This is a genomic window from Mesorhizobium sp. CO1-1-7 (assembly GCF_020164885.1).
Lineage (GTDB): Bacteria > Pseudomonadota > Alphaproteobacteria > Rhizobiales > Rhizobiaceae > Mesorhizobium > Mesorhizobium australicum.
In genome coordinates, this window is record NZ_JAIUHA010000009.1 from 53,465 (window position 1) to 77,990 (window position 24,526).

Below are 24,526 nucleotides of genomic sequence, written 5' to 3' on the forward strand. Positions count from 1 at the left end.
CTCAGGTCTCCCTGAATTCGGTTCGTGCCAGCCCGTTGTCGAGATTGATCGTGGTGCGCAGCCGCATACGCTCCGGTGTGGGGGCCATGATCAGCACCGCGTCGATCTCGATCTTCAGGCCGATGTTTTTGTCGCCGAGCGTGACGTTGACGATCGTGGCACTCTCCTTCAGGCGCGGCTCGAAGGTGGCCAGCACCGCGCGGATCTCTCGTGCCAGCGAATCGCGGTCGAAATCCCGCGACGAACGGCCGGAAAAAGAGGGCACCCCGAAATTGACCACGCTTCGGCGCACCTGCGGAAAGTCAGTGAGCGAGGGCAGTTCGTCCAGGGGCTGTTCGTGTTCGGCGTCGGAGAGCATCGGTTCGGATTCGAAGCGCTCGGTGTTGAACAGGGCCTCGATGTCGCGGCGCACGGCCTCTCTCAACACGCGTGCCGAAACGACCACGCCGCGGCCTTCGATCTCGGCGCGATGCTGGCTCTGGAAGACCAGCCGGTGCAGGCGCCGTTTTTGCTCGGATGTGAGTTCGGCGTCGGCGTCGATAGCGCGTGCGCTGCCGGCAAGAAGACCCTCGACGCGCTCGGCGCCGAGTTCTTCATCCAAGAGACGGCGCAGCCCCTCGATCTCCGACGTCAGCCCAGGCAAGTCGTTGACGAGGCGATCCCAAAGGGAAGGCTGGACCGCCTCGCGCCTTGCCCGCGAACTGCCGCCAGGCTGCGCTCTCGCGCCAGGCCGCCTGGTCTCACTTGCCGACATAAACGTCCATTTCGATCTCGTCGTCCTTGTCGTAGACGAACTTGATCTTCTTGTAGGCGAAGCTGACTTCTTCCTCGATCAGGTCCGCCTCGTCGGGAGCCTGCCGCATGTCGTATTCCATGATCGACGCGTCGGTGAGCGTCACGACCAGATAGTCGCTGGTCTCGCCGTCAATGGTGCGCCGTGCCGAAAACACCACCTCGTCGAGCGCCTTGTTCTCGAACAACGCCTTCTTCAGATATGGCGACGACTTGTCGTAGTGCTTGAAGAACTTGATCATTCCCATCGACACACGGCCGCGTCGCGAAAGCGAATTCGGATCATAAGGCGCCATCATCTTGTAATCGACGCCATGCACTTCGATCTCGTCTTCATGCCCGTCGCGCTTGCTGGGCCCCTTGATGTCGGGAACTTTCAAAAAACCATCAATCTTCATTGAAGGAGCATCGCTTCTGTCTGTGGTCGGCATTGTCTTTCTCCACCGCTTTCAAATGAAACAGGATGATGACTTCGCTGCGCTTCAGCCCTTCACGGACGGCAGTTCCGACACCAACCGCAGCGAGGCGTTGATGCCCTCCAACTGGTAATGCGGACGCAGATAGAAACGGGCGTTGTAGTAACCGGGTCTGCCTTCGACGCTGTCGACCTGAACCTCGGCCGCGGCAAGCGGTCGCTTGGCTCGCGCCTTGTCGTCGGCAAAGGCGGGATTGGCCAGCACGTAGCGGTTGATCCATTCGGTCAACCATGTCTCCATGTCGGTGCGTTCCTTGAACGAGCCGATCTTGTCGCGCGCGATCGCCTTGAGGTAATGCGCAAAACGCGAGACCGGGAAGAGATAGGGCAGGTTGGCGCTCAGCCTTTCGTTCGACTGGGCGTCGGGGTCGACCAGACGCCCGGCACGCGTCTCGTCGTCCTGAAGCGAGTGCGCCCCGATGAAGGCTGCGAGATCGGTGTTCTTGCGGTGCAAGATCGGCATCAGGCCGAGCTTCGCCAGTTCCGCCTCACGCCGGTCGTCGATGGCAACTTCGGTCGGGCATTTCATCGCAATCGAACCGTCGTCCGTCGGGAAAGCGTGCACCGGCAGGTTGAGCACCGTGCCGCCATTCTCGACGCCGCGGATCTGCGTTCCCCAGCCATAGAGCTTGTGGCTGCGGTTGATGTTCACGCCCATCGGGAAAGCGGCGTTCATCCAGACATATTTGTTGTGGTCGCCGCTTACCTCTTCCTCGAAGGTGAAGCCCTTCACCGGAACGGTCTCCGAGCCGTAGGGCAGGCGTGCCAATACGCGCGGCATGGTTAGGCCGATATAGCGGGCGTCCTCGCTCTCGCGCAGCGACTGCCATGAGGCATAGGCCGGGTTGTTCACGATCATTTGCAGGTCTTGCGGGTTCGGCAGTTCCTGCCAGCTGTCCATCCGAAACAGCCGCGGCGAGGCGGCCGCGATGAAGGGGGTGTGCGCCGAGGCACAGACACCCGAGATGTTGCGCAGCAGGCCGACGTCGCGTGGGTGGTTGGAGAACTCGTAGGCGCCGATGATGCAGCCGATCGGCTCGCCGCCCAGCATCGAGTACTCGTCGGTGTAGACTTTCTTGAAGATTGGGCTCTGGTCCCACATCTGGCCTTCATAGTCTTCCAGCGTGTCGGCCAACTGCTCCTTGGAGATGTTCATCACCCGGATCTTCAGCTTGGTATCCGTCTCGGTGTTGTTGATGAGGTACCAGAGACCCCGCCAAGTGCCCTCCATCTCACGCACTTCGGGGGCATGCAGGATTTCGTTGACCTGCGTCGTCAGCATCTTGTCGATGCCCGCGATCAGCGACTTGATCGACTTGATCGCGTTGGACGAGATGGTCGTCGTCTCGGATCGGGACTGAGCGGCCAGCGCCAGGTTGCGCACCAGTTGCTGCAGCTTCTCGGTGTCGTCCTTCCTGACCTTGAAATCCTTTTCAAGCAGGCCGCTGAATTCACCCAGATCTATGGCCTCCGCCTCGGCGGTTGCGACTGCGGTCTTTTGCTGTTCAGCCATGACTTACTCCTCGCCCTTGCCGTCGGACATCGCCTGGCTGGCGATCTTGCTCAGCAAAGGCTCGTTGTTGAGAAGCTGCGCAATGCGCTTTTCAGCATCGACGCGGCCATCCATGAAGCCCAGCAGTTCCTCGAGTTGCCGCCGCATCTTGAGGATCTCGGCCAGTTGCGGCACCTGCTCGGCGATCTTGTCGGGCGCGAAATCACCCATTTTGGAGAAGGTGAGATCGATCGCCATTTCCTCGTCCCGCTCGGCACCTTCGGCTTGCGGCAACGTGTTCTTCACGCGCGCCTTCACGCGCGGTCCCATCGCTTCCATGAATTTGGGAAAGCGGTTGGCGTCGGTTTCGACGAAATTGCGATCCAGAACCGACTTTGAAGCTTCCTTGGTCTGCGAGGCGCCGGAAAGGTCGGCAATGACAGCCATGACGAACGGCAACTCGATAGTCGTCGGGCTGCCGTAGGTTTCGACGTCATAGGCGATCTGCACGCGCGGGGCGCGGTTTCTTTCGATGACCTTCGCTTTGCTCTCTGCTGGCATGATTGTTACCTTTCATCCTTCTGGGCCGGCTTCTTGGGATCGGGAACACCGGCAAGCAGCCGGAATTCCTTCAGCCCCGACGGGGCGAGATCTTCCATCAGTTCCACGAAATCCATATGCACCATGCGGCGGACGCGCCGGGCGAGATGCGGGATCGGGCTGGACGGCTCGGTGCGATCGTAGAATGCGACCACGAGGTCGAGGCATTTGACGACTTCGTCGCGCGAATTGAGGCGCTCAGGCAGGCCGATGCTGGTTTCCGCCAAGTTTGCCACACTTGCCATCGTCTCGGCTCCATGGCCATTTCGGGTGGGTGTCGATGCCGGTTGAGACGGCTGCGCTGCAGGCTTTGCGGCACCGTTGGCGACCGCGCTGGCACTGGTATTCCACTCCAGCGTCGTCAGCAGTCGCTGCAGGAACTTCTTCAAATCCGGAACGGCTGCACCATTGCCGTCGATGCGGGCATTGAGCGCAGCATCTACCGCCTGCAACGCCGAAATGGCGGCGCGCGCATCGCGCAAAAGCGTCATGATGGCGTCGGCGTCCTGATCGGCCTGCGCCGCGCATCCCGTGCGTACCCGGTTCAGCATCTGGTTGTGGGCCGAAGTCAGCGCCGCCCTTTCGGCCGCCCCCAGGCCGGACGCAGCTTCCTGGAGCATGACGCGCTCGTCGAGCGCGGCCTGTTCGAGGTCTCGCCCGCTGATCGGCCCGATCGCACGCGGTGAGAAGAACACGGTCTGCCTCAGGTTGGCCAGCAGGCCGTCCTGGCCGTTTTGGAGCTCAAGCAGCGCATTGATGCGTCGCAGCGCCGCGTCGCGGCCCGTGGCGGCCGTGCGCAAAGCCGGGTGCATCGTATCCCAATACTGGTCGAACGTCCTTGCGATCAGGTTCAACCCCTGGGCGAGGCCCGCGAGCCTCTCTTCGTTGGCCAGCGCGCGCGTGACGATCACGAGAAGGCGCAAATCCCGGCCGCGCGATTGTAATTCTTCGGCTTTTTGCAGGACGGTCGCCCAGTCGACCGAAATGGTTGACTGCGAAGCCTTGTTGCCGCCCTCGTGAACGACCTTGATCTGTGCTTCCGTCAGCCGCTCCAGCTCGTGAAAAGCCGGGTCGTTGCGCAAATCCACTCCCGACGGGTTGTCACCGTCCAGAGGATTCAGCCAGAGTGCGAGATCAACCACACTTACCCCCCGCAAGCCGCCCCGTGCCCCCCATATGACGTAACGTTATCATCGGTCCCCTGCCACGACAATTGAGCAGATGCTCGAAAACTAACAGAAGCTGAATGCTCAGTTATCTTTCAACGAAACCCATGGGCGATCGGAGGACCCGGTATGCGCAACGTCGTTGGCATCGCAGTGCTGGTTCCTAGCGGGAGTTTGCTAGTCTTGTGTAACGACAAGGTGCCGCCCGAACGGGCCAAAAGGGCCCGCTCGTCACATGGCTTTGTCAAGCAGCCGCTTCTGTGGCAGGGTAGGGTCAGCAGATTTCGGGGGCAGGTTCGAATGGAACAGCGCCGGTCGTCGCAGAGTTTCAAGCGCAAGGAACTCGTTGCGAAGCTCAATCCCACGGGGGTGCGCGCCTTCAAGGCCGCCGCCGACACGGCCAAGTTGCGCGGCAACCCTTATGTCGAACTGGTCCACTTCGTCCAGCAACTGGTGCTATCTGAGCGCTCGGACGTGCAGATGATCGTCGCTAATGCCGGGCTGGATGTCAGCCGGCTGACGGCAGATATGACCCGTGCCGTCGACAAGCTGCCCTATGGCGCGACCTCGCTGGAGGAATTCTCCGATCACATCTTCCACGCCATCCAGGAAGGCTGGAACCTGGCCACACTGGAATTTGGGGTCGAGGAGGTGCGCAGCGCGCATATTCTTCTGGCATGCCTGAAGACACCGGTGCTGGAAGGTCTAGTTTCGAAGATCAGCGCTGAATTCGACAAGATCGACGCGGATGGGGTTATCGCCCGCTTTTCGGATGTGGTCGAAGGCTCTCTCGAAGCCGGCTCACCGCCTGCCGCAGTTGCCGCCGAAACGTCGATGAATCGGGGCCGGGGGGGCGACTCGGCACTCGCCAAATACGCCACCGACCTCACCCAGCGCGCCCGCGACGGCAAGATCGATCCGGTCGTCGGACGCGATGCGGAGATCCGCCAGATCATCGACATCCTGATGCGGCGCCGGCAAAACAACCCGATCTTGACCGGCGAGGCGGGTGTCGGCAAAACGGCGGTCGTCGAGGGCTTTGCCTTGCGCATTGCCCAAGGCGACGTGCCGCCGGCGCTTCAGAACGTCAGCGTACGCATGCTCGATGTGGGGCTGATGCAGGCGGGCGCCAGCGTCAAGGGCGAGTTCGAAAAGCGGCTGAAGGCCGTCATCGACGAGGTCCAGCAGTCAGAGATCCCGCTCATCCTGTTCATCGACGAAGCCCACACGCTGATCGGCGCCGGTGGCGCGGCGGGAACCGGCGACGCCGCCAATCTCCTCAAACCCGCTCTGGCGCGCGGCGAGCTTCGCACCATCGCCGCCACGACCTGGGCCGAATACAAGCAGCACATCGAGAAGGACCCGGCGCTGACCCGTCGGTTCCAGGTCGTCAAGATCGACGAGCCTTCCGAAACGGTCGCCGTATTGATGTTGCGCGGTGTCGCCGGCGTTCTCGAGCAGCACCACCAGGTGCAGATCCTCGACGAGGCGATCGAGGCCTCGGTTTCGCTTTCGCACCGTTATATCGCGGCCAGGCAGTTGCCCGACAAGGCGGTCAGCCTACTTGACACCGCCTGCGCGCGCGTTGCCATCTCGCAGCACGCGACGCCTGCCGAGGTCGAGGACATTCTGCGCCGTCGCCAGGCGCTCGAGGTCGAGGAAGGGATCATCTCCCGCGAGGCGGCGATCGGCATCGACGTGACCGACAGACAGGCGCGCGTAAAGGCCGGGTTGGCGGAAGCCGAGACCGCGCTTGCGGCAGCGCAAGAGCGCTGGGACCGAGAGAAGGCGCTTGTGAGCGCGATTCTCGATCTGCGCGCCAAACTCCGTGGCGAGGGCATGCCCCTTGAGGCGCAGGAAAGCGGGGAAGCTCCGGGGCAAGCTGTCGACGCGCCAGCGGGCGAGGCGCCTAGGACACAGGCTGCCCACGAGCCTGCTCCTGCGCCCGATACCGCCGCTGATCTGGCGCGGCTTCGCGAATTGATGGCGGAACTCGCCGCAGCGCAGGGCGAGACGCCGTTGATCCTGCCCTCGGTGGACCGTAACGCGGTGGCGGCGGTTGTCCAGGACTGGACCGGCATTCCGACCGGAAGGATGCTGTCCAGCCAGACCGAGAAAGCGCTCAAGCTCGCGGCTACCTTGTCCGAGCGCGTGGTCGGTCAGGACCATGCGATGGAGATGATCGCGCGGCGCGTGCAGACCAGCCGCGCCGGTCTCGGCGCACCGGAAAAGCCGGTCGGCGTGTTCCTGCTTTGCGGCCCCTCGGGCGTCGGCAAGACCGAGACAGCCCTGGCGCTGGCCGAGACGCTCTATGGCGGAGAGCAGAACCTGATTTCAATCAACATGTCGGAGTTCCAGGAGGCGCATACGGTCTCGACGCTGAAGGGCGCGCCGCCCGGTTATGTCGGCTATGGCAAGGGCGGCATCCTGACCGAGGCCGTGCGGCGCAAGCCCTATTCGGTGATTCTGCTCGATGAGGTCGAGAAGGCGCATCCCGACGTGCACGAGATCTTCTTCCAGGTCTTTGACAAGGGAATGATGGACGATAGCGAAGGGCGCAGGATCGACTTCAAGAACACGCTGATCCTGCTCACCTCGAATGTCGGTTCCGAGGTCATCATGGCCCGCACGAGGAACGGCACCCTGCGCACCGGCATCGACGATCTGGACACTGCTTTGCGCGGTCCGCTGCTGAAAGTGTTTCCGGCCGCTTTCCTCGGCCGCGTGGTGACAATCCCTTACTACCCGCTTTCGGACACGATGATCGAGGCGATCACCACACACCAGTTCGGCAAGATCGCGCGGCGTCTCAAAGCCAGCAACCAAGCAGAGTTGGTGATCGGCGAGGGTGTCATGGACATGGTCAAGGCGCGCTGCACCGAGATCGAATCTGGTGGGCGCATGATCGACGCCATTCTCACCAACACGCTGCTGCCGGAACTCAGCCGCAGCGTGCTCAATCGCACGCTCGAGGGCAAGAAGATGACAAAAGTCATCGTCGGCGCCTCGGCGCAAGGATTTACCTACTTGTTCGAATAGAGCCCGAGATGGGATTCGCGGTCACGCATTCGCGCAATCTAAGATCTTGAAGCACAATGCATGGACGGACGCCGTTAATCAACGCACCTTCGCCGCCAATCGGAGCTCTGCGTGGTCCGCAAATGACGCGCAGCCGCAGAGAGCGTGCCGTGCTTGGCGACCGCGAGCACAAATCTGAAATCATCCCAGTTCAATGTGCCCGCCACCTTTGCGGCTTGGACTGTCGGCTCGCATCCCGGCCGAAACGGCGTCTCATTCGTCAGGCGAGCCTCAGCCCAATTCCTCTCCGCACTGTCATAGAATCAACGAACAAAGGAGCGCCATCCGTAACTCGTATCGTATGATGTTCGTTCTCTGGATCGACGCTAGACAAATACGCTCACCCTTGAGCAGTGCTGGACCAGCGTTCACTCTCGACGGACGCGCTCGAACCATGGGGGCCGTCCTCTCCCTCCAACGCGTAAGCGCCCGGCTGATCCCTGCGCCTTCACCCGGGTGCGACACCGCAGGCCGAGCAATCGGTTCGCGCGGCTCAATGAGCAGTGGGAGGTGGCGATCTGGTAGCAGTGGCGAAATGCTGGCGCGAATGCGCGCGCCGCGCCAACTCATTCGGATCGCAGAGTCACGCGACTAGAAGGCGACCTTCAGTCCGAGCTTGGCGCCCATAGTGGAACTGTCGGACGACACCTTACCACGGACTTCGCCGTTGACGGTCGTCAACTCCGAGACCTTCAGGTTGAAGCCGGCCGACAGCGCCGCGGAAAAATCGGCATCGTCAAAGGAGATCGTCCTGGTGTCGATTTCGGTCGTGTTCTTGTAACCGAAACGCTGCTGCAATTCGGCCCGTGCATAGGGGCTGAACACCATCCCGTTGCTTAGCTTGTAGTCGCCATAGATCCCAGGCTCGATCTTAAACGCGCCAAAGGAAAGCCGGCTCTTGCCGAACTGGTTGCCGCCGCTGTCGGTAAAGGAATCGCCGCGGAATGACACGCCAAGCAGGCCACCACGCAGGTCGAAACGGGTGCGCTCGCCCAAGGTGAAGATGTGGCCGACCGATCCCGTAACCGCATAGCCCTCGGTGTCATAGCTGCCTGTGGTGCCGAGCACGCCGTTGGTCACGTCGCTTCCGCCGAAGAAACCGGAGGCGGAGACCAGGGCGTAATTGGCGTCCTTGCGCAACAGCGCGTAGCCGCCGAACATGCCGGCCTTGTTGGTGCCCTCGCCTATGGCGTCAAATCCACGGAACGCGCCAAGGTTGACGTCTGTCGAGGCATAGCCGGCGAAAATACCGATGTTGAGACCATACTCATTGTCGAACTGGAAATGCTTGGCGGCATTGAAATCCAGGCTGATCGCGGCCGAAAAGTCATTGGCATCGAAGCTCGGACCGGGGCCATTCAAACCGCCGCCACTGATAGTGTAGCCGTCATGCTCGCTATGAGCGAATTGGCCGGAGGCAAAGACGCCGAAGCTGGACGAAACCGGCACCATTCCGGATCCCGATGCGGGCGAAAGGGGGAGGTCAGCATCGATCGCGTCGCGGTTTATGCCGTAGAGAGCATCGATTGCCACCGTGACCGCCCCGGCGTTGGTGGCGCTGATCGGCGCCGCCGCAATACCGAAATTGGCCGGCGTTGCGCGCAGGAACAAGCCCCCATTCGGGCCAGTGACGATCGCATAGGTGAAAAGTGAGCCCAGGGTGCCTGGAGTGCCTTGGATGTTGAAAATCCCGGCGATCGGCCCGCCGGTCGAGACGATGATCGGAATATCAGTCGCCTGCGTGAATTGGGGCGTGCCCAGCAGGTTGACGATGATGGTGTTGACCCCGGTGGCCGAAAATGCGTTGGCGACGAGTTGATCCGACTGCAGCGTCTGTTGATTGATGTCGAGGCCGATGCTTGCTCCATTGAGGGTGAGGCCGCCCAGCGTCAACACGTCATCGGCGGCACCGTCCGTCAGGTTGATCAGCGAATTCGTCGCGATGATCGAACCTGGCATAGTGACGTTGCCGTTGATGAACAGCGTCGAGCCATTGCCGAGATTGAGTTGGTTGATGCCTTGCGTGCCACCGCTGAAACGGAGCGTGGAATGGTCGGCGGAGAAACTATCGAACCCTGCGAAATTCTGGCTTTTGCCGCCGGCAGCAAGGTCGGTATCGGTGACGGTGCCATTGGCATTGGTTCCACTGAAAAGAACGTGATCGCTCAGATTGAGCGGATCGACCGCGCCGGATCCGTTGATGATCAGCGTGTCGGGTCCAAGGCCAGTGATGTCACCGCCGATAGTTCCGCCGGAGAGCTGGACGTGGTCTGCGTCGATGCCACCCTTGATGGTGCCGCCGGAAACCGAAACTTGGTCGAACCCGGCTCCGCCGCTGACATTGCCGTCGACGGTGCCACCAGATACCGTGATCGTATCATTGCCTGCGTCTCCGGTCACGGCGCTGTGGACCGTGCCACCGCTGATAGCCAGCGTGTCGTTGCCATCGTCACCGCTCAGACTAGCGTCGAGGACGCTCCCGGTCATGGTGAAGTGGTCGTCGCCGTCGCCAAGCCCGATGGCACCTCCTCCTTCCGAATCGCCGTGAATAATGGCGCCCTTCTTGATGGTGACGCTGTCGGCGCCGCCATTTGTCAAAACAGAACCCGCGACAATGCCGCCGTCGCCATCGGCCAAGCTTGTATCGTGTCCTATGATGATGGTGTCGGCGCCATCGCCACCGATGACTGAGCCGCCAATTTCACCGCCGGTCAACTCCAGCGAATTGTTGCCTTCGCCAAGGGAGACGCTCAGAATGGTGCCGCTGTGGATGGTGACCGTGTCATCGCCCGCACCAGTGTCGAGATTGGCATCGACTTGCGGCGCAAACGGCTCACTGTTGAAAACCCCATCGGACATGTCGAACCGGTCGTTGCCGCCAAGGAGTTGAATGGTCCCCGTGCCCGGCTGCAAGGAGGTCGTTACCTCCGAGCTTATCGGCGGCAGGCCACTTACGCTGGGTGTCGCCGTACTGTTGTTCAGGATGCCGCCAACGATGTTCACAACGTCGTCGCCATTGCCGTCATAGTCGTTGACGATGACAGTCGACGAACTGTTGTCTTGCCCTTGGTAACCCTCGAACCCCGTCGTGAATACGCCGCCGAAGTCCTGGACAGTTCCGGCTGTGTTGCACGAGGCCGTCACCGACGTCGTTTGGAAGGTCGTTACGGCGGAGACGCCAGACCCGACTGTTGTCGAGGCGCCCTCGGCGGTGGCGGTGCAGGCTGCCGCGCCAGACATTTGGAACGTGGACGCTGCCGCTAACGCAAGCAACGGGACACCCCCCAGTTGATAAACCCTGCGCGGCACTCTCATTCGACCTCACTTACGAGAAATCGATACCGTCACAAATTAGGCTATTAAAATCGCTCGGCGACCCATCTGGTGGGTTCGATGCCTTGCTGACCGGAAGTGTACGCGGCGCGCTGCCCTATAGCAATGGAAAGGCGTTCGCCCTCAGACCATTGTAACGCCATATGTGGCGACAAGGTCACTATCGAAAACTCCGATCGAACTGCTGACATGGCAGTACATCAACGTCAGAGGAGACTGTTACAGCTCAGAATAGGCTGCCGAAACGGTCATATCTCCTGCATGGGCGACCTTGCGGTCAAAGCTCGCCCATATTTCGCCGCCACATTGCTGCGCCCAGCGGTGGCAGAAAGAAAAATCGGTCGGCAAATCCACATCGGGCGTCACGATCTTTGAAAACGGCGTCAGAAAGCTGTCGAACTGTGCGGTGTATTTGTTGTTTTTGTAGCGAGACCGGTTCACCGTTTCCGGAAGTTTCTCGATTATCTCGGTGACGCAGTCGCGGGACACCAAAAAGACGCCCGTGCCGCATAGCGACACCCGGACGAAGCCGCTCATCTCCTGGCGGGGTTCGATGATGGTTCCGACGAACTCCAGACTCCGTGCAAAGGCCTTTTCGAAGGGCAGTTTCGACAGCGAGTGAAGTCTGCGGAGATCGATCAGGCGCCGAGGATACAAAGTGCCGACCACCGGCTTCTCAAGCGCCAGCATCGCGGCGATAAGATCAGGCGAAAAGCCCATATCGCTGTCGATCATCAGGATGTGGCTGCAATCCGGTTTGTTGTAGTAGAAATTGGTCAGCAAATAGTTCCGGGAAAATGGGATATCCGTGTACTCGATTTCGGACAGCGTGAAGGCGTAGCTGGACAGGCTCTTGTGGGTCAGGGCTGCGAACAGGCTGCGGACGAACACGCTTTTGTAAGCGGCTCCATAAACCGGCAGCGCAAGGTTGATCTTGGTTGGCATTTTGTCCTCCACAATCCAGCGACTGAGCGCATACAAATCCCTTTCACCTATCTTTGATACGATTCTTGGTATAAAAATCTGCTGGCCTTTGGGGGCGCAGGTCCAGACGCTCGGGCAGGATTGCGTTTTGCGTCGTGGTGCGCTGTTTGGAAGGCTGCGAGATCAACATTGACGCAGGCCGGACCGAGCATGCTGACATGACCCATCGCCTCAGACTCTTGTTTCGTATCCCGCTGCTTCTGCTTCTGATGCTCCTTGGCTCGGCCGGCGCTCGCGCGGCGGTCGAACAGACCGCGTCGCCGCAACCACGCAACCGGCTGGCGATCGTCATTGGCAATTCGAACTATCAAAGCACCCGGCTTGAGCATCTCCCCAATGCAACAAACGATGCCATAAGGCTTTCAGGGAGCTTGAAGCGGCTGAATTTTGAAGTCCTGACTGGGACCGATCTTTCGACCCAAGGTTTTGCCAAACTCCTGCAAGACGCTGAAGCGCGGTTACCGAGCGCCAGTGCCGTTTTGATTTTCTATGCCGGTCACGGCGTCCAACTGAATGGCGAAAACTACCTGCTCTCGGTTGATACGCCCGATCCTGAAAGCCTGGAAAAACTGACGGGCAGCGCCATCAAGCTAAATGATGTGATCGCGCGGTTCGCGCGACGCGACCGCCAGACATTCATATTCCTGGACGCCTGCCGCAACAATCCGCTCGGTTCTGGCAGCGGCGCGAGCAATGGTCTGGCGCAAGTTGAAGTCGGTGAAAATACATTCGTTGCCTTTGCCACTCAGCCTGGAAATGTCACGGCAGATGGCGGCGGCGAAAACAGCCCGTTCACCACCGCACTGCTGAAGAATGTCGAGATCCCCGGGCTCAGCATTTCGGACATGATGATCCGTGTGCGCAACGAAACTGAGGCGCTGACGGTCGGCCGTCAAGTGCCTTGGGATCAATCCAACCTGCGCGAGCAGTTCTATTTCACCGAGCAACAGGTGCTCGATCCGGGACAGTTGAGCGCAAGCCTTTCACGCATCCTGGCAGACCCCACAGCAAAGAAGAGGTTGCAGGTCGAACTTGCCTCAAATGACCTGCAAACAGCCGTGGTCATCGTTGGACAGACGTTGCGGTCGGTCGAGATTCCCGCACCGTCATCCAGTTTGGCGCAGCCTGTTGGCACTCAGGTTGCCAATTTGTCGCCCGCTGAAGGGGCTGAAGACGCTCGCCAAAGTGTCGTCTCCGGTCTCGAAACCCTTATAATCGGCGCGTCCGCGGGCGTGGGGGACAAGGACAAGACGGCCGATCTTGCACGCAACATTCAGACGGAACTTCGTCGCCTGGGCTGCTACCGGATGCAGGTTGATGGGGATTGGGGCACGGGCTCAATTCGTGCTCTCACTGACTACTACAAAAACACCAAGCAGGTCGCAGCAACGACTGAGCCGAGCGTCGGACTGCTCGGCGATCTCTTTCTGCGCTCAGGCAGAATCTGCAAGCAACCGGTCATCGTCAAGGCCAAGCCGGCTAAAGTGGCGTCGGATGCCGCCCCGTCGCGCAACACCCCCAGGGGGATGACTGCAAAACGCTCGCCAGCCGCGCCGAGACGTCCCGCGGCTCCCCCACCCGACATTTCCGGGGGCATCGGCATTGGCGGTGTATTCTAGGCGGCCGCCTTTGCTCACGCCCTCACTTCCCACGGAGCGAACGGGAATGACGGGGCCTTGGGGGTGCTTCACCGCATCGTCTAGCCGCCGTTCCCTTGCAGTGTGTTGCGCCAGATCTGTGCAAGCCCGGCAACCCGGCCGGTCTACAGCGTCCATTGCCCCAGTCGCCAAGGTCGCTCAAGCGACACGAGAGCTGATGGATGCAGTGAGGCAACGAAAACGAGACGGCGTATCACTCCAGTCGGAGACAGCTATGATCTGGCCCACTGAAACGGAGCGACTGAAGTACGTTTTGGGAAGGTTGGTGGGGCCCTGCTGAACACGGCCGATAGCGCCTGCGGACGCTTCGTGGTGATCGCGGATGTGCGTAACAATGTTTGAAGTTGCTAATTTCCTATCATCGCCGAGCAGCCTATCATCCTAGGTTTTCAACGGCCTTTGAGGCCAACAAAAACGGGGGTGGACTGTTTGCCCGCCCCGCAGCGTGATCGCGCCCCGCGTCGCGATGATAGCGCGATCTTGGCGGCTCCGTTGCATAGCTATGATCGTTCAACGACGAGCACCGCGCCATTGCTCGTTTGAAGGCCCCCTGGGTCTTGAAGCACGGCAGCACGGGTCTCAAGTCGCAATGACCTCGGTTCTGCGTCGTGGCGACAGTGCTGCATCTTCCGCTGGGGCCGTGCCGCGGACGCGCTGCTCATCGAGCCAACCGGCGGCAATATAGGTAGATGCTGGTGTGAGGTAGCGTTGTCGAGGTCGGGAGCGCAATCAAACTCCGACAGAAATGACCCGACTAATCGCCAGGTGTGCTTTCCGAAGTGAGATGATTAGCCCTGCCGAGCATCGCCGAAATTCTGGGCTGCACTTGAAAGGATTTTACGAGATCGCTTTATAAGCCGCTGGTTTTGCTCGATAATCTCCTGAGTTTCCTTAATGCGGCGTTGCGTTTCATCCAAGCGGTTAACCAGCTTTTTGGTGTGGTCCATCTTTTGCATGAGAATGGCCGCCTTATCGTGATGTGTGACCTACTGCGTTAGCAACTCGCGCGGGCGGGAAATTGTTCCTTAGCCCAAGTCACGCGGCACGGAGGCAGCAGGCGATATCCAACAGCAGCTACAATCTTTTGCATTTCGCCTTCCGATAATGTCACGTGCTCCCGATTAAGGAGGGCACTCGCGCGTCGAGAGTACGTGACCCTTCAGCAAAACGAACTCGTCGCTCAAAGCGAAAAAGATGCGGACTTGAGCGATCCAGCAAGCAAGGCGATCCACTCGCCGTTCAGGCAGATCGTTGGAAAGGGAAGGTTAGTGGGGGAACATGTCCACTTCTTCGCGTTCTGTCGCATGTCTCAAAATCCAGATAGGTTAATATCGGTTCGCAGCAAATCAAGGTTCGGGAGCGGGCCGCACCAACTCCTGCGGCCTTCCCAAGTGACCCTGCCCGCTGGCTCCAGCCAGCGGGCTTTTTCGTGCCCGAAACACTACTCGAGGGAGGAGGTTCACCATACAGTGGTCGATTCCGACGGGATGTGCCACGCCCTATGGAAGGCCCGTCGCGGGAGCGGCGGGCTTTCTTGATGCTGTTTTCATCTCGGCACAATTTCCATGGCGCCGAATGGCATTCTATTCTCCGCATTGGTCACCAAGGTCCGGCAATTGCCTTGATTCTGTCTACAGACGCCGCCGCTGCCGTGAATAGACGCGGCCGGTTTGCGCTCTCCCCTTTGATCGCAGGCGGCTGACAAGGCTCGCTAGCTCGGCGCAGTTTCGCCGCCGCGGATAAGGCGAGGAGCCCCCAGGGCTGATCAAACGCGAGCGACTGTCGTCCGTGACTGCCCGGTCGGGGGCGTCGATAGTCCCGCCGCCGCCACCGGTCCCTTGATATAAGTGGAATGTGTTCAAAGCCCGCAAGCTCTCGCCAGCGGGCTCTTTTACTGCACCAGTGACATTGCACTTAGGTGGGCGTGCCTGGGTCGCGCGGCATCTGCTGGTTAAGGAGTGTGGCTAGTGCCGTTACAATCTGCACGACGGCAAATGGCTTTGAAATCATGACGCTGTTTGGGACGCCCTGTTCAGCCCAATGGGGGGCACTGTCACCGCTGACGTAGACAACTGGCATTGCTGGTGAGGCGTGGCGGAAATATCTGGCGAGTTCCCATCCAGATTTTCCGTTCCCGAGACGAACGTCAGTGACCAGGGCGCGGATATTCGACGGGTCTGTGTCAAACACCTCGATCGCAATTTCCGCGTTTTTCGCACGAACGACCTCGAACCCAGCGTCCTCTAACCCGGATTCGATATCCATTAGGATCAGCGGCTCATCCTCTACGACCAAAATCACAACGCCAACTCACCGGTTCCCCTCAATGGAGGGCATCTTGCGACCTATCAGAAGATTAGTCCATGCTAATAGCCTCCGCTATTGACGTTAAAGGCGTGGGTGTCCGTCGCCGGCGAGAATTACCGGTAGCGGACGTATGGAAGTGAACATCATGCTTTCGCCGCTAACAGGCAGCCGAAGCATGGATTCCATCAAGGACCACCTTCGCAACATCGTTCGCCGTGATAGCGGCGGCTCGAAAGTTACTGGAGCCGAAATTCCGCAAAGGCCGCTCTTTGGCGGCTGCATCAATGAGCGGAACGTAACATCTCTCGGCGGCTTATGCCCCGATGAGCACTCGCGGCGTCAACTTCCTCGACAGGTGGCTAAGCAGCAATCTGTCAGGCGTCGCCAGTTCAGACGTGATTACGGTTGCGGAGGCGATTGAAAAGCCTTTCGCCGACGCGAAGGCGATCGGGATCAGTAGCACCGAAATTGAGGAGGAGACCGGCAGCGTTTACGAAACAGTGCTCGACGCCACCGTTCATCATGGAGCGGGCGGGCTGTAGCCGCGAACGAAGATGCGCAAAAGAGGGGCAGACGACCGGGCAAGCGGGCGGCGGCGTAAAGCCCCGGTCGTCTATAGGCAACGTCAGCTGAGCTTGGAGGCACGCCGGCGCGGAGGGATGCGCTTGGAACGGCGCTTCTCCACGCTATGCCCATCAGCGGCGCCTACAATGGGGTTGCCGGCATATGGTGAATGAGCCGCTGCCATCCACAGGCACGCATTCCACCATTCTTAATAGCACGGTCGGGGGCCTGCACTGGCCAATGTCGGGGTTTGCCTCACGTCTCCATCAAACAGTGCGACAAGCCTTCGTCGCCTGGCCACCCGCTGGTGGGGCTTTGTTATTTCCGCTTTGGAAATGCGATCACCTTCGCCTCCAGGCTCCGGCTCCAGCGGCTCATGAACGGGCCGCTCATGCCAGAAGACTTGGCGCAGATCGCGCTGATCAACCCTTTGGCCACAGGGACGTGCAGTTGTAGAAGTGCAGATGCTCTTCAATATTGCTGGGCGCTGTGCAACTTGTCGGGAATAGGCGGACCAAGCTCGGACAGCTTTGTCATGCGGGCTGCAACGCCCTGGTAAAGGTTCCGAAACCATTTTAGCCAAAACTGATTGAACTGCGGTTCGTGAGTGCTGTGTATGGGTTTGAAGGTTCAGTAAGCGGCTGATGCCGATCCTGGTTGAGAAGCCTCCCGAGGGCGAAGAATGGATTCGCGAAGTCAAGTGTGACGGCTATCGATCTCAGTTCACCAAGGATGAGGGCGGCGTGCGGATTTTCACGCGGCGCGGACTCGACTGCACGGCCAGATACCGAGACCTCGCCAAGGCAGCCGGCGACCTCAATGTCGAAAACGCCACCTTAAACGGCGAGATCATCGTGCTGAACGAGGCTCGGATCTCGGACTTCGGCCCGCTGCGCAATGCCATCACCAGCCGGCAGCATGACCTCTATTTCGTAGCCTTTGATCTGCTGCACCTCAACGGCCATGACCTTTGGGATGTGGCGCTGGAAGACTGTCGCGACATCCTGGCCGACTTGATCCCGCCGCACACCAGGATCCACTTCTATCAGCCTTTGCCCGGCGATGCTGCATTTTCCACCTTGTCGAGCAGCCCGGGCTGGAGGGCATGGTGTCGAAGCGCAATGACCGTATATACCGGAGCGGCCCATCGATGAACTGGGTGAAAGCAAAATGCCATACGGTGGCTGAATACGAGTTACTTGGCGTCGAACGTGAGCCGGGCAAGCCAGCCTTCGCTTTGATGGCCGATCGGAAGACCGGCCAGTGTGTCGGTTCTACCTTCACCAATTCCAGCCGAGCAATCCGAGAACGGCTGTGGAAACGCGTCCAGGAGCATGTCCGACCGGCGCCCAAGGGCATGAAGCGGCCGGCAACGCAATGGGTCAAGCCCGGCATCATCGGCCGTGTGAAGCATTTGCGAGGCGAGGAGGATTTGCGGCACGCTACATTGCAGAACTTTCGCGAGGAATGAGTAAGATGGTCGTCGCAAAGAATGATCAGGAGCGCATCACCTGTGCCTACGCCTGGATGTATGGCCAGCAGGCGCGCAAGGATGGCAAGGAACGCGCCGTGCCTGAGTATTGGCACGAGCATGCCGAGGCCTGGCTACAGGGCTTTGACGGACAGCCTTTAGAAGGGCCGGGTGCAGCGCCCCTTAGCAGAGGCGGAGCTTGACGAGGCCGCCAATCGGCAAGCCGGGAAAGCAAAGCGCCGATCGACCTTATCGCCGAATGAGCACGCGCGGTGCGCCGTGCCATGGCCGCCCCGATCAATGATGCGGATTCAAGTTCGCTCATCCGCCGAGGTCGAACAGATGGGCAAACAGCTTCTCACTTTAAAACGGCGCGCCAAGCCTGGACTTATCCGATCATCATCCGCGAGGAGCTCTCGGCCAACATGGCGGGGTTTCCTAGGACTCGTGCCTGGTTGGGGATGGTGGCGGCCGCCCACTACCGGTCATCTCCCGCGGCGAGACCGGCGCCAGTAATGGAGGCCATTTAGGAAAAGTACGCCGACAGCACCACGGGCGAGTTGGTGCGATCCTTCGCTTGTCGGCCGAGGCCGACGGATCTCCGTGATGTTTGAACAACCGTCCTTTGACGCCCTCTCATCCGGACCGATGGTATTCCATTGGGCTAACCCACTCCCCTTTCTGAGCCGCACCGCGCTAGCACCCGAATCAGGTCAAATGTGGCGGAAATACAACTGCACGCGCCGGGAAGCTCTGCTACCAACGGACAGGTTATGGGGGCCACTATGAAAAAGCTGCTTCTTGGTCTGTCGCTGTCTCTGCTGGCGTCCTCGGCGTTTGCTGCCGACGCCATCGTCGGAGAAGCCGCGCCCGTTTTTATTTGGACAGGCGGGTATGTCGGCGTCCAAGCAGGATATGCTTGGAGTGATGGCAATATACACCAAAATAATGGACCGGGGTTTATTGAGCCAGACCCTGACGGGTTCCTTGGGGGTGTCTTCGCTGGTTATAACTATCAGATGTCAAGCGACGTCGTGATTGGTGCGGAACTGGACTTCGTGTCCGCCAATGTCGATGGCAGCGGCCAAATATTTGCCGCTCCTGGTCTGCCATTTCCGGGCGGCGTCGGGACTGAGGAGCTCAACTGGAGTGGAGCGGCAAGACTTCGCCTGGGATATGCCGCCGATCGCTTTCTTCCCTACATCGCGGGTGGCGTTGCATTTGGAGACATCGGCATCAGCAGTAACACCGGCGTAAGTTCTTTCGGAGATACATTCACGGGATGGACGATAGGCGCGGGCTTGGATTATGCCATGACGGCCAATCTGCTGCTGCGCGCCGAGTATCGCTATACTGACTTCGGCAAGGAAGCATTGCCGGCGGGGGTTGTTGATCTGACTACCAGCGAGGTTCGCTTAGGCTTCGCCTACAAGTTCTAGTCCCCTGAGCCCAATAGAGCCTGTCGCTTACCACGATAGCCTTTTGCGCAAGGATTAGCCGCTGACTGGCTGTTGTGAGCTTCGGCGATTTAGAGCTCGCATAGCTTTCCGCCCATCTTCGAGATTTACCTTCATAGGCAAAGGTAAAGTTGACAGTCACGTATCGGCCTTCGCGTTAGGTTCGTTCGCCCAGCCTTCAGGCAATCGGTCAAAGACACCAACCCTACTTAAAGCTCAGTGGGGGAATCACGCCGAGCTGTTTTTGGGAAGATATGTGCAACGACCAAGCGCACGAGGGACCTAGGCGCAACGCAAGTCCCCAAAAAAGCCTTCACTGGGTATTTGGCCCGTTCGGGGGAAGGGTACTCCGGGGCAGGCAAGGCGCGCTGGTTTAGGGCGGCGCCTCCTTCGATGTCGTCGTCGCAAGTAGAGCGATCCTGGCAATAGCGAGGACGCGCCGTCGCGGTCGCTTTTTTGGGAGGCGCACGACTGCCTCTGCATTCTGCATCCTGGGGCGCGTCTGCCTCTTTACCACTCGCAGGCTCGTTCGGGTAGGGCAGGATCGGAAACCTGCCGGTCTAGGCAATGCCAGGATGATTTGGCGGCGGCTGGTTGCTCGTTCAATAGCAACCGATTGAACCCCGGGAGCTAATGCGACCGCGACGCTTTGCGTTTAGTTGAATAATGTCGGCCCTGTTGACCGGGCAGAACACCAGGCGACCTCGTTAAGTGACGTCCGAGATGGTCTACCGATGAGCGGCTTTACGACAACTCGCAGCGCCCGTCGGGCGCAGGATTGCCTCATAGGAACCTTTAAGAAAACCGGCCGTTGTTGGCGGTCCACCAGACCACAAAGGGGGCCACTTGGACCAGGATGATGCGGCACCGACACCGACTGGCGTACCAGGATTGGACTATGTCCTGCGCGGGGGATATGCCAGATACAGATCGCATCTAATCGAAGGACGTCCAGGCTCAGGCAAGACGACGCTCGGCCTGCAGTTCTTGATCGAAGGCGTCGCGGCAGGCGAAACCTGCCTCTACATCACCCTTTCTGAGAGCAAACGTGAGTTGCTTGCGGTCGCAACTCGTCACGGCTGGACCCTCGACGGCATCGTAATCCTTGAACTTGTGCCTCCGGAATTGAGCCTCGATCCATCACAGTTGCAGACGCTGGTGCACTCTTCCGACCTGGAACTCGGCGAAACCGTTCGATCCGCGCTGGCGGAGATAGAAACGCTGGAGCCTGATAGAGTTGTTTTCGACTCTCTTTCGGAGATTCGCCTTCTTTCGCAAGGTTCTTTGCGGTACAGGCGGCAGGTTCTGGCCTTGAAAAGCTTTTTCTTGCTCAACGACGCGACGGTCCTGCTTCTAGATGATCTCACCGCTGAGCATGACGACTTCAATCTACATTCCATTAGCCACGGCGTGATCCGCATGGAGCAGCTATCGCCAATCTATGGCAGTGAGCGCCGCCGTCTGCGGGTCATCAAGATGCGCGGTGTCGAGATCCGAGGTGGGTTCCATGATTTTGTCATCCGCCCCGGCGGAGTGATTGTGTTTCCGCGGCTTGTCGCGGCCGAACACGAAGAAGGATTGCACGGTCCCCCAGCCCTCAGCGACAGTTCTGTGGACGCACTCATGGGAGGCGGGCTCGCTAGGGGTACCAGCACCCTGTTGATTGGCCCCTCTGGTGTTGGGAAATCCACTATCGCCTCATCCTATGGCCATGCTGCGTTGTTGCGGGGTGAGCGCGTGCTGGTGCTCCTATTCGACGAAACCAAACGGATCTTTCTGACGCGTGCTGCCGGTGTTGGATTGGATCTGCAGAAGTTTGTTGACCAAGGGGCGCTTCTCCTCGAACAGATTGATCCAGCCGATTTGTCGCCGGGCGAACTATCAACCCTGATTCAAAAGGCCGTCGAATTGTCCGACGTGCGCATTGTTGTCATCGATAGCCTCACCGGATACTTAAACGCCCTAGCGGAACAACAGTATCTTGTCCTGCAAATGCATGAAATTTTGACTTACCTCAATCACAAAGGCGTTGTGACCATTCTGCTGCTTGCCAATCACGGGCTCATTGGCAACATGTCCGTCCCGATTGACATCACTTACCTCTGCGATGCGGTTATGCTGCTTAGGTTCTTTGAGAGCGGCGGTCGGCTCCGACGCGCGATCTCTGTTGTCAAGAAACGGGTCGGGCCGCATGAGGACACCATCCGGGAATTCAGGATCGGTAGCCAAGGTCTTGCTGTGGGAGAGCCACTGGCAGAGTTCCGGGGAATTTTGACGGGCGTGCCACTTTTCGAGGGAAAATCCTCGGAACTTCTGGAAGACAAGGACCGGGCATGAATGCCCGTGAGGGAGACGTGCTAATCCTTGCTCCGCTCGGGCGAGATGCCAAGCTAGCGGCCTCCATTCTCGCCGAAAGCGGGATCTCTACACAGATCTGCAAAACCCTTGATGAGGTGGTGGCAGCACTCGAGACTGCCAGATGTCTCGTCGTCACCGAGGAAGCTTTGCTTCACGCTGATCGTACTGCGTTGGCAGCCTGGCTCGACATGCAGCCGGCTTGGTCGGACTATCCGATCGTATTGCTGGTGATGCGGGAGACGGAGTTCGACAAGCGGCTAAATTTTCTCGACCGGCATTTGATCGTCCTTGAACGGCCGTTCCTGGCCTCGAGCTTGGTCAACTCGGTCCGCTCGGCACTGCGTGCCCGCAGCCGCCAATTAGAAGTCAAGTCGTACATCGAACAGAAGCAAGAAGTGGCTGATCGCCAGAAATTGTTGATCCGGGAACTCCATCATAGGGTAAAGAACACTCTTGCCAACGTTCGCGCCATGATGAGCGCCACAGCGCGAACGAGCGGGCGGGTGGAAGACTTTGTCCGCGACTTTTCGGCACGAATTGTCTCCCTCGCGGACACACATTCCATTCTGACTGACGACTACTGGCAGACCGCGTCTTTGCGCCAGCTTCTTGAGGGAGAACTTCGCCATTACGACACGAGCGGCTCTTCACGGGTCGTGCTTGAGGGGCCCGATGTAGCGCTGGTCGCCGACATTGCCATTCCTGTAGGCATGGCATTTCACGAGCTCGCCTCCAATTCCTCCAAGTACGGAGCTTTGTCCCGGCCGAACGGGCGGGTTGAGGTAAGTTGGTCGATCGAACGGGCCAGCGATCACCGGGTCGTTGCGTTGCATTGGCGAGAAAGGGATGGACCTACAGTGCAAGAACCAAAGCGAAAGGGCTTTGGCACGGTACTGCTGGAAAAAGTTGTCGCTGTGCAGTGCCAGGCGAAGATCAATTTAGTCTACGACCCCGATGGGTTGCAGTTCGACATGGAGCTTCCGGTGCGAGATACCCGGCTCGTTCCCGCCTACGGATAGGAACGACACGAATGCCTAAATCCTCTCGTCAGGCTCGAGATAGCGATCGAGCTCGGACAACCGATGCGTAGGTCTCGCCAGCTTCGCTCTCGCCAACTCCGTAAAGATCGCGCTGGCGGGCAATCGGCGATGCAGCTTTTCGAGGGCGGGCTGTACCGCGGCAATGATACTGCCGGTTTGGCTCGAATCCGCCGGCAGCGATAAGAGAACCTGGCAGGAGGATGTCACCTATTCGAACGAGACCTTGTCGATCCATAGGCTTGGGCGCTTGGCGGCATGCTGGATCTGCACTGTCGCCGTGCCCATGCCCATTTCGACACTCGCTGCCTCGATGAGAGCGCTGCCGTCGGCTGAGACGCGGAGGCGCATTGTCGTGGGAAAGCGGAGACGGGACAGTAGGCAGTCGCCACGCCGATCAGCCATTGGCCGTCGCACTGAGACCGAGGCTCTCGTGCCTGAACCATCCCCGTCGGCGGCAACCTCGCATTCGAGCGCGAGCAGCGCCTGCTCGTCTTCATCGAGACGCGACGGCCGACTGTTCTCAGGCATGCCCTTATTGGTCGCCTGGTCGATCAGGTACTAGGGTCTAGGCCTAGTTCATCAGGATCGAGCGCTTCGCCTCCAGCGCCAGCGTCAGATCGCGGACCAGGTCCATAGGCGATGTCCAGCCATCCGAACCGGAGGATCGTCGGGAGTGGCCGCACTGTCGAGGGCGCGCCCGCACCACTCCTGAAGGACGGCAAGTCCGAGCCGATCAAGCACAGCATCCGAGAAAGCTCGCGTCGAACTCCCGGCCTGTGCAGGCATCTCATCGAGCTGCAGGCAACGGCCTTTGCCGACCAGCCCGATCGGGGAGACGCAGGTCAGCCCCTGCTGCTCGGCGTAGCGGATGGCCGATTCCAACGTCGGAAAGCCAAGCTCGACCTGGGCCAGCGTGTCATCGCCGCTCGTCTAGCCCACCAGGGCTCGGCGAACGGCGCAGTGCTTCGCTCGAAACGAGGCGCCAGCCCCCCAAGCGTGCCTTGCCGGACGTGGTCAATGCGCGCGACCGCATCGTCCGGGAAGAGCGAGCGCTTCATCGAAAGGCTTGTGCAGGTTGTCGTTCGACGGCCACCCCTGTGGGTTATAACCTGGTTCGGTCTGTCGACCTGTCTGGTGTTCATCCCTGCCTGCCTGAAGGACGCTGCCGGCGGCGGCCAGCTGCCCGCCGCCGGCGCCTGCCACGGGTTAGCTCTTGATGGCGATGCGCTTGACCTGCGACTGCGCTCTCTCGCTCTTGGGCAAGGTCACGGTCAGCACACCATTGCTGAAGCGCGCGTCGACCTTGTCGTCCTTGACCTCGTAGCCGAGTGGGATGCGCCGCTCGAAGTGGCCATAGAAACGCTCGGAGAACTGCCGGTCCTTGTCCTCCGTCTCGGAGTGTTTTTCGCCCTTCAAGGTCAGCACTCCGTCGTCGAGCAGGACTTCGATGTCCTTCTCTTCGAGGCCAGGTATCTCGGCTGTCACCTTGATCTCCTTCTCACTGTCGGAAATCTCGACGCTCGGCCAACCGCCGCTGAAGGCGGAAGGAGTGTTGAAAGAGGGAAGGTTCGAGCCGAAGCCGCGAAAGACGTCGTCGAACAGCCGGTTCACCTCGCGATGCAGCGACAGGAACGGGTCGCGCTCGCTATCGCGGAACACAGTTGGAGCCTGGTTGCCGTTGCCTCGGTTCCAGGGGATCAGATCACGGACATTCATTGTTCTTCTCCTTCTGTTTGTTCGTTTGTTTTCCC

18 protein-coding genes and 1 pseudogene are annotated in these 24,526 nt (G+C 59.7%); 8 read left to right on the plus strand and 11 right to left on the minus strand.

All coding sequences use genetic code 11. The features are described 5' to 3' along the window. Position 1 precedes the first annotated feature (1 nt). From tssE to tssA, 5 genes are all read right to left on the minus strand, one after another. Positions 2–754 (minus strand): type VI secretion system baseplate subunit TssE, encoded by a 753-nt coding sequence (tssE, locus tag LB516_RS20260; protein ID WP_140824489.1) that lies wholly within the window; start codon positions 752–754, stop codon positions 2–4. Continuing rightward, positions 741–1,190 carry an Hcp family type VI secretion system effector gene (locus LB516_RS20265; protein WP_181166515.1) on the minus strand — a complete coding sequence of 150 codons (450 nt, stop codon included), beginning with the start codon at positions 1,188–1,190 and terminating at the stop codon, positions 741–743. Before LB516_RS20265 ends, tssE begins: the two co-directional genes overlap by 14 nt. An 84-nt stretch (positions 1,191–1,274) precedes the next feature. Next, positions 1,275–2,780 (minus strand): type VI secretion system contractile sheath large subunit, encoded by a 1,506-nt coding sequence (gene tssC / locus LB516_RS20270; RefSeq protein WP_140620043.1) that lies wholly within the window; start codon positions 2,778–2,780, stop codon positions 1,275–1,277. Positions 2,781–2,783: 3 nt separating this feature from the next. Continuing rightward, positions 2,784–3,320 (minus strand): type VI secretion system contractile sheath small subunit, encoded by a 537-nt coding sequence (tssB, locus tag LB516_RS20275; RefSeq protein WP_140620028.1) that lies wholly within the window; start codon positions 3,318–3,320, stop codon positions 2,784–2,786. Between the two features lie 5 nt (positions 3,321–3,325). After that, on the minus strand, positions 3,326–4,501 hold the full coding sequence (gene tssA / locus LB516_RS20280; protein WP_140715984.1) for a type VI secretion system protein TssA: 1,176 nt from the start codon (positions 4,499–4,501) through the stop codon (positions 3,326–3,328). Positions 4,502–4,825: 324 nt separating this feature from the next. Here tssA and tssH point away from each other — a divergent pair, with 324 nt between their 5' ends. Further along, entirely contained in the window at positions 4,826–7,564 is a 2,739-nt protein-coding gene (gene tssH, locus LB516_RS20285) for a type VI secretion system ATPase TssH (protein WP_224720255.1), read from the plus strand. 630 nt (positions 7,565–8,194) lie between these two features. On the opposite strand, the gene LB516_RS20295 is transcribed toward tssH, so the two are convergent. Then, positions 8,195–10,843, minus strand: coding sequence for an autotransporter (locus tag LB516_RS20295; protein ID WP_224643175.1), 2,649 nt, complete (start codon positions 10,841–10,843; stop codon positions 8,195–8,197). 312 nt (positions 10,844–11,155) lie between these two features. Next, positions 11,156–11,881 (minus strand): hypothetical protein, encoded by a 726-nt coding sequence (locus tag LB516_RS20300; protein ID WP_140620019.1) that lies wholly within the window; start codon positions 11,879–11,881, stop codon positions 11,156–11,158. A 197-nt stretch (positions 11,882–12,078) separates the two neighbouring features. Here LB516_RS20300 and LB516_RS20305 point away from each other — a divergent pair, with 197 nt between their 5' ends. Then, positions 12,079–13,539, plus strand: a complete 1,461-nt coding sequence (locus tag LB516_RS20305) for a caspase domain-containing protein (protein ID WP_224720256.1) — start codon at positions 12,079–12,081, stop codon at positions 13,537–13,539. An 827-nt stretch (positions 13,540–14,366) separates the two neighbouring features. Here LB516_RS20305 and LB516_RS20310 read toward each other — a convergent pair. Both LB516_RS20310 and LB516_RS20315 read right to left on the minus strand, forming a co-directional pair. Then, positions 14,367–14,534, minus strand: coding sequence for a hypothetical protein (locus tag LB516_RS20310; protein ID WP_224720257.1), 168 nt, complete (start codon positions 14,532–14,534; stop codon positions 14,367–14,369). A gap of 958 nt (positions 14,535–15,492) precedes the next feature. Next, the gene (locus LB516_RS20315; protein WP_224720258.1) at positions 15,493–15,879 is read right to left on the minus strand and encodes a response regulator; all 387 of its coding nucleotides are present in this window, start codon (positions 15,877–15,879) and stop codon (positions 15,493–15,495) included. 329 nt (positions 15,880–16,208) lie between these two features. Here LB516_RS20315 and LB516_RS20320 point away from each other — a divergent pair, with 329 nt between their 5' ends. From LB516_RS20320 to LB516_RS20345, 6 genes and pseudogenes are all read left to right on the plus strand, one after another. Continuing rightward, positions 16,209–16,427: a DUF768 domain-containing protein gene (locus LB516_RS20320; protein WP_140824492.1), complete on the plus strand. Its 219-nt coding sequence runs from the start codon at positions 16,209–16,211 to the stop codon at positions 16,425–16,427. Between the two features lie 666 nt (positions 16,428–17,093). Further along, positions 17,094–17,920 (plus strand): annotated as a pseudogene (locus LB516_RS29165) (RNA ligase family protein). A gap of 5 nt (positions 17,921–17,925) precedes the next feature. Continuing rightward, positions 17,926–18,123, plus strand: a complete 198-nt coding sequence (locus LB516_RS20330; protein WP_140824493.1) for a hypothetical protein — start codon at positions 17,926–17,928, stop codon at positions 18,121–18,123. A 582-nt stretch (positions 18,124–18,705) separates the two neighbouring features. Beyond that, entirely contained in the window at positions 18,706–19,359 is a 654-nt protein-coding gene (locus tag LB516_RS20335) for an outer membrane protein (RefSeq protein ID WP_224720259.1), read from the plus strand. An 864-nt stretch (positions 19,360–20,223) separates the two neighbouring features. Further along, complete coding sequence (locus LB516_RS20340) at positions 20,224–21,714, plus strand: ATPase domain-containing protein (RefSeq protein WP_224643171.1); 1,491 nt, start codon at positions 20,224–20,226, stop codon at positions 21,712–21,714. After that, entirely contained in the window at positions 21,711–22,754 is a 1,044-nt protein-coding gene (locus tag LB516_RS20345; protein ID WP_140824496.1) for a sensor histidine kinase, read from the plus strand. The genes LB516_RS20340 and LB516_RS20345 overlap by 4 nt, the downstream gene beginning before the upstream one ends. 228 nt (positions 22,755–22,982) lie before the next feature. Here LB516_RS20345 and LB516_RS20350 read toward each other — a convergent pair whose 3' ends face one another. Further along, entirely contained in the window at positions 22,983–23,303 is a 321-nt protein-coding gene (locus LB516_RS20350) for a hypothetical protein (RefSeq protein ID WP_181166507.1), read from the minus strand. Between the two features lie 678 nt (positions 23,304–23,981). Continuing rightward, positions 23,982–24,491, minus strand: coding sequence for an Hsp20/alpha crystallin family protein (locus LB516_RS20355; RefSeq protein WP_140620004.1), 510 nt, complete (start codon positions 24,489–24,491; stop codon positions 23,982–23,984). Positions 24,492–24,526 lie beyond the last annotated feature (35 nt).

What these genes read in the sequence shown, in the direction of transcription:
- tssE (WP_140824489.1), bottom strand. Translation starts at nt 754, where the DNA reads ATGTCGGCAAGTGAGACCAGGCGGCCTGGCGCGAGAGCGCAGCCTGGC.
- LB516_RS20265 (WP_181166515.1), bottom strand. Translation starts at nt 1,190, where the DNA reads ATGAAGATTGATGGTTTTTTGAAAGTTCCCGACATCAAGGGGCCCAGC.
- tssC (WP_140620043.1), bottom strand. Translation starts at nt 2,780, where the DNA reads ATGGCTGAACAGCAAAAGACCGCAGTCGCAACCGCCGAGGCGGAGGCC.
- tssB (WP_140620028.1), bottom strand. Translation starts at nt 3,320, where the DNA reads ATGCCAGCAGAGAGCAAAGCGAAGGTCATCGAAAGAAACCGCGCCCCG.
- tssH (WP_224720255.1), top strand. Translation starts at nt 4,826, where the DNA reads ATGGAACAGCGCCGGTCGTCGCAGAGTTTCAAGCGCAAGGAACTCGTT.
- LB516_RS20295 (WP_224643175.1), bottom strand. Translation starts at nt 10,843, where the DNA reads ATGTCTGGCGCGGCAGCCTGCACCGCCACCGCCGAGGGCGCCTCGACA.
- LB516_RS20300 (WP_140620019.1), bottom strand. Translation starts at nt 11,881, where the DNA reads ATGCCAACCAAGATCAACCTTGCGCTGCCGGTTTATGGAGCCGCTTAC.
- LB516_RS20305 (WP_224720256.1), top strand. Translation starts at nt 12,079, where the DNA reads ATGACCCATCGCCTCAGACTCTTGTTTCGTATCCCGCTGCTTCTGCTT.
- LB516_RS20310 (WP_224720257.1), bottom strand. Translation starts at nt 14,534, where the DNA reads ATGCAAAAGATGGACCACACCAAAAAGCTGGTTAACCGCTTGGATGAA.
- LB516_RS20320 (WP_140824492.1), top strand. Translation starts at nt 16,209, where the DNA reads ATGAGCACTCGCGGCGTCAACTTCCTCGACAGGTGGCTAAGCAGCAAT.
- LB516_RS20330 (WP_140824493.1), top strand. Translation starts at nt 17,926, where the DNA reads ATGGTCGTCGCAAAGAATGATCAGGAGCGCATCACCTGTGCCTACGCC.
- LB516_RS20335 (WP_224720259.1), top strand. Translation starts at nt 18,706, where the DNA reads ATGAAAAAGCTGCTTCTTGGTCTGTCGCTGTCTCTGCTGGCGTCCTCG.
- LB516_RS20345 (WP_140824496.1), top strand. Translation starts at nt 21,711, where the DNA reads ATGAATGCCCGTGAGGGAGACGTGCTAATCCTTGCTCCGCTCGGGCGA.
- LB516_RS20350 (WP_181166507.1), bottom strand. Translation starts at nt 23,303, where the DNA reads ATGCCTGAGAACAGTCGGCCGTCGCGTCTCGATGAAGACGAGCAGGCG.
- LB516_RS20355 (WP_140620004.1), bottom strand. Translation starts at nt 24,491, where the DNA reads ATGAATGTCCGTGATCTGATCCCCTGGAACCGAGGCAACGGCAACCAG.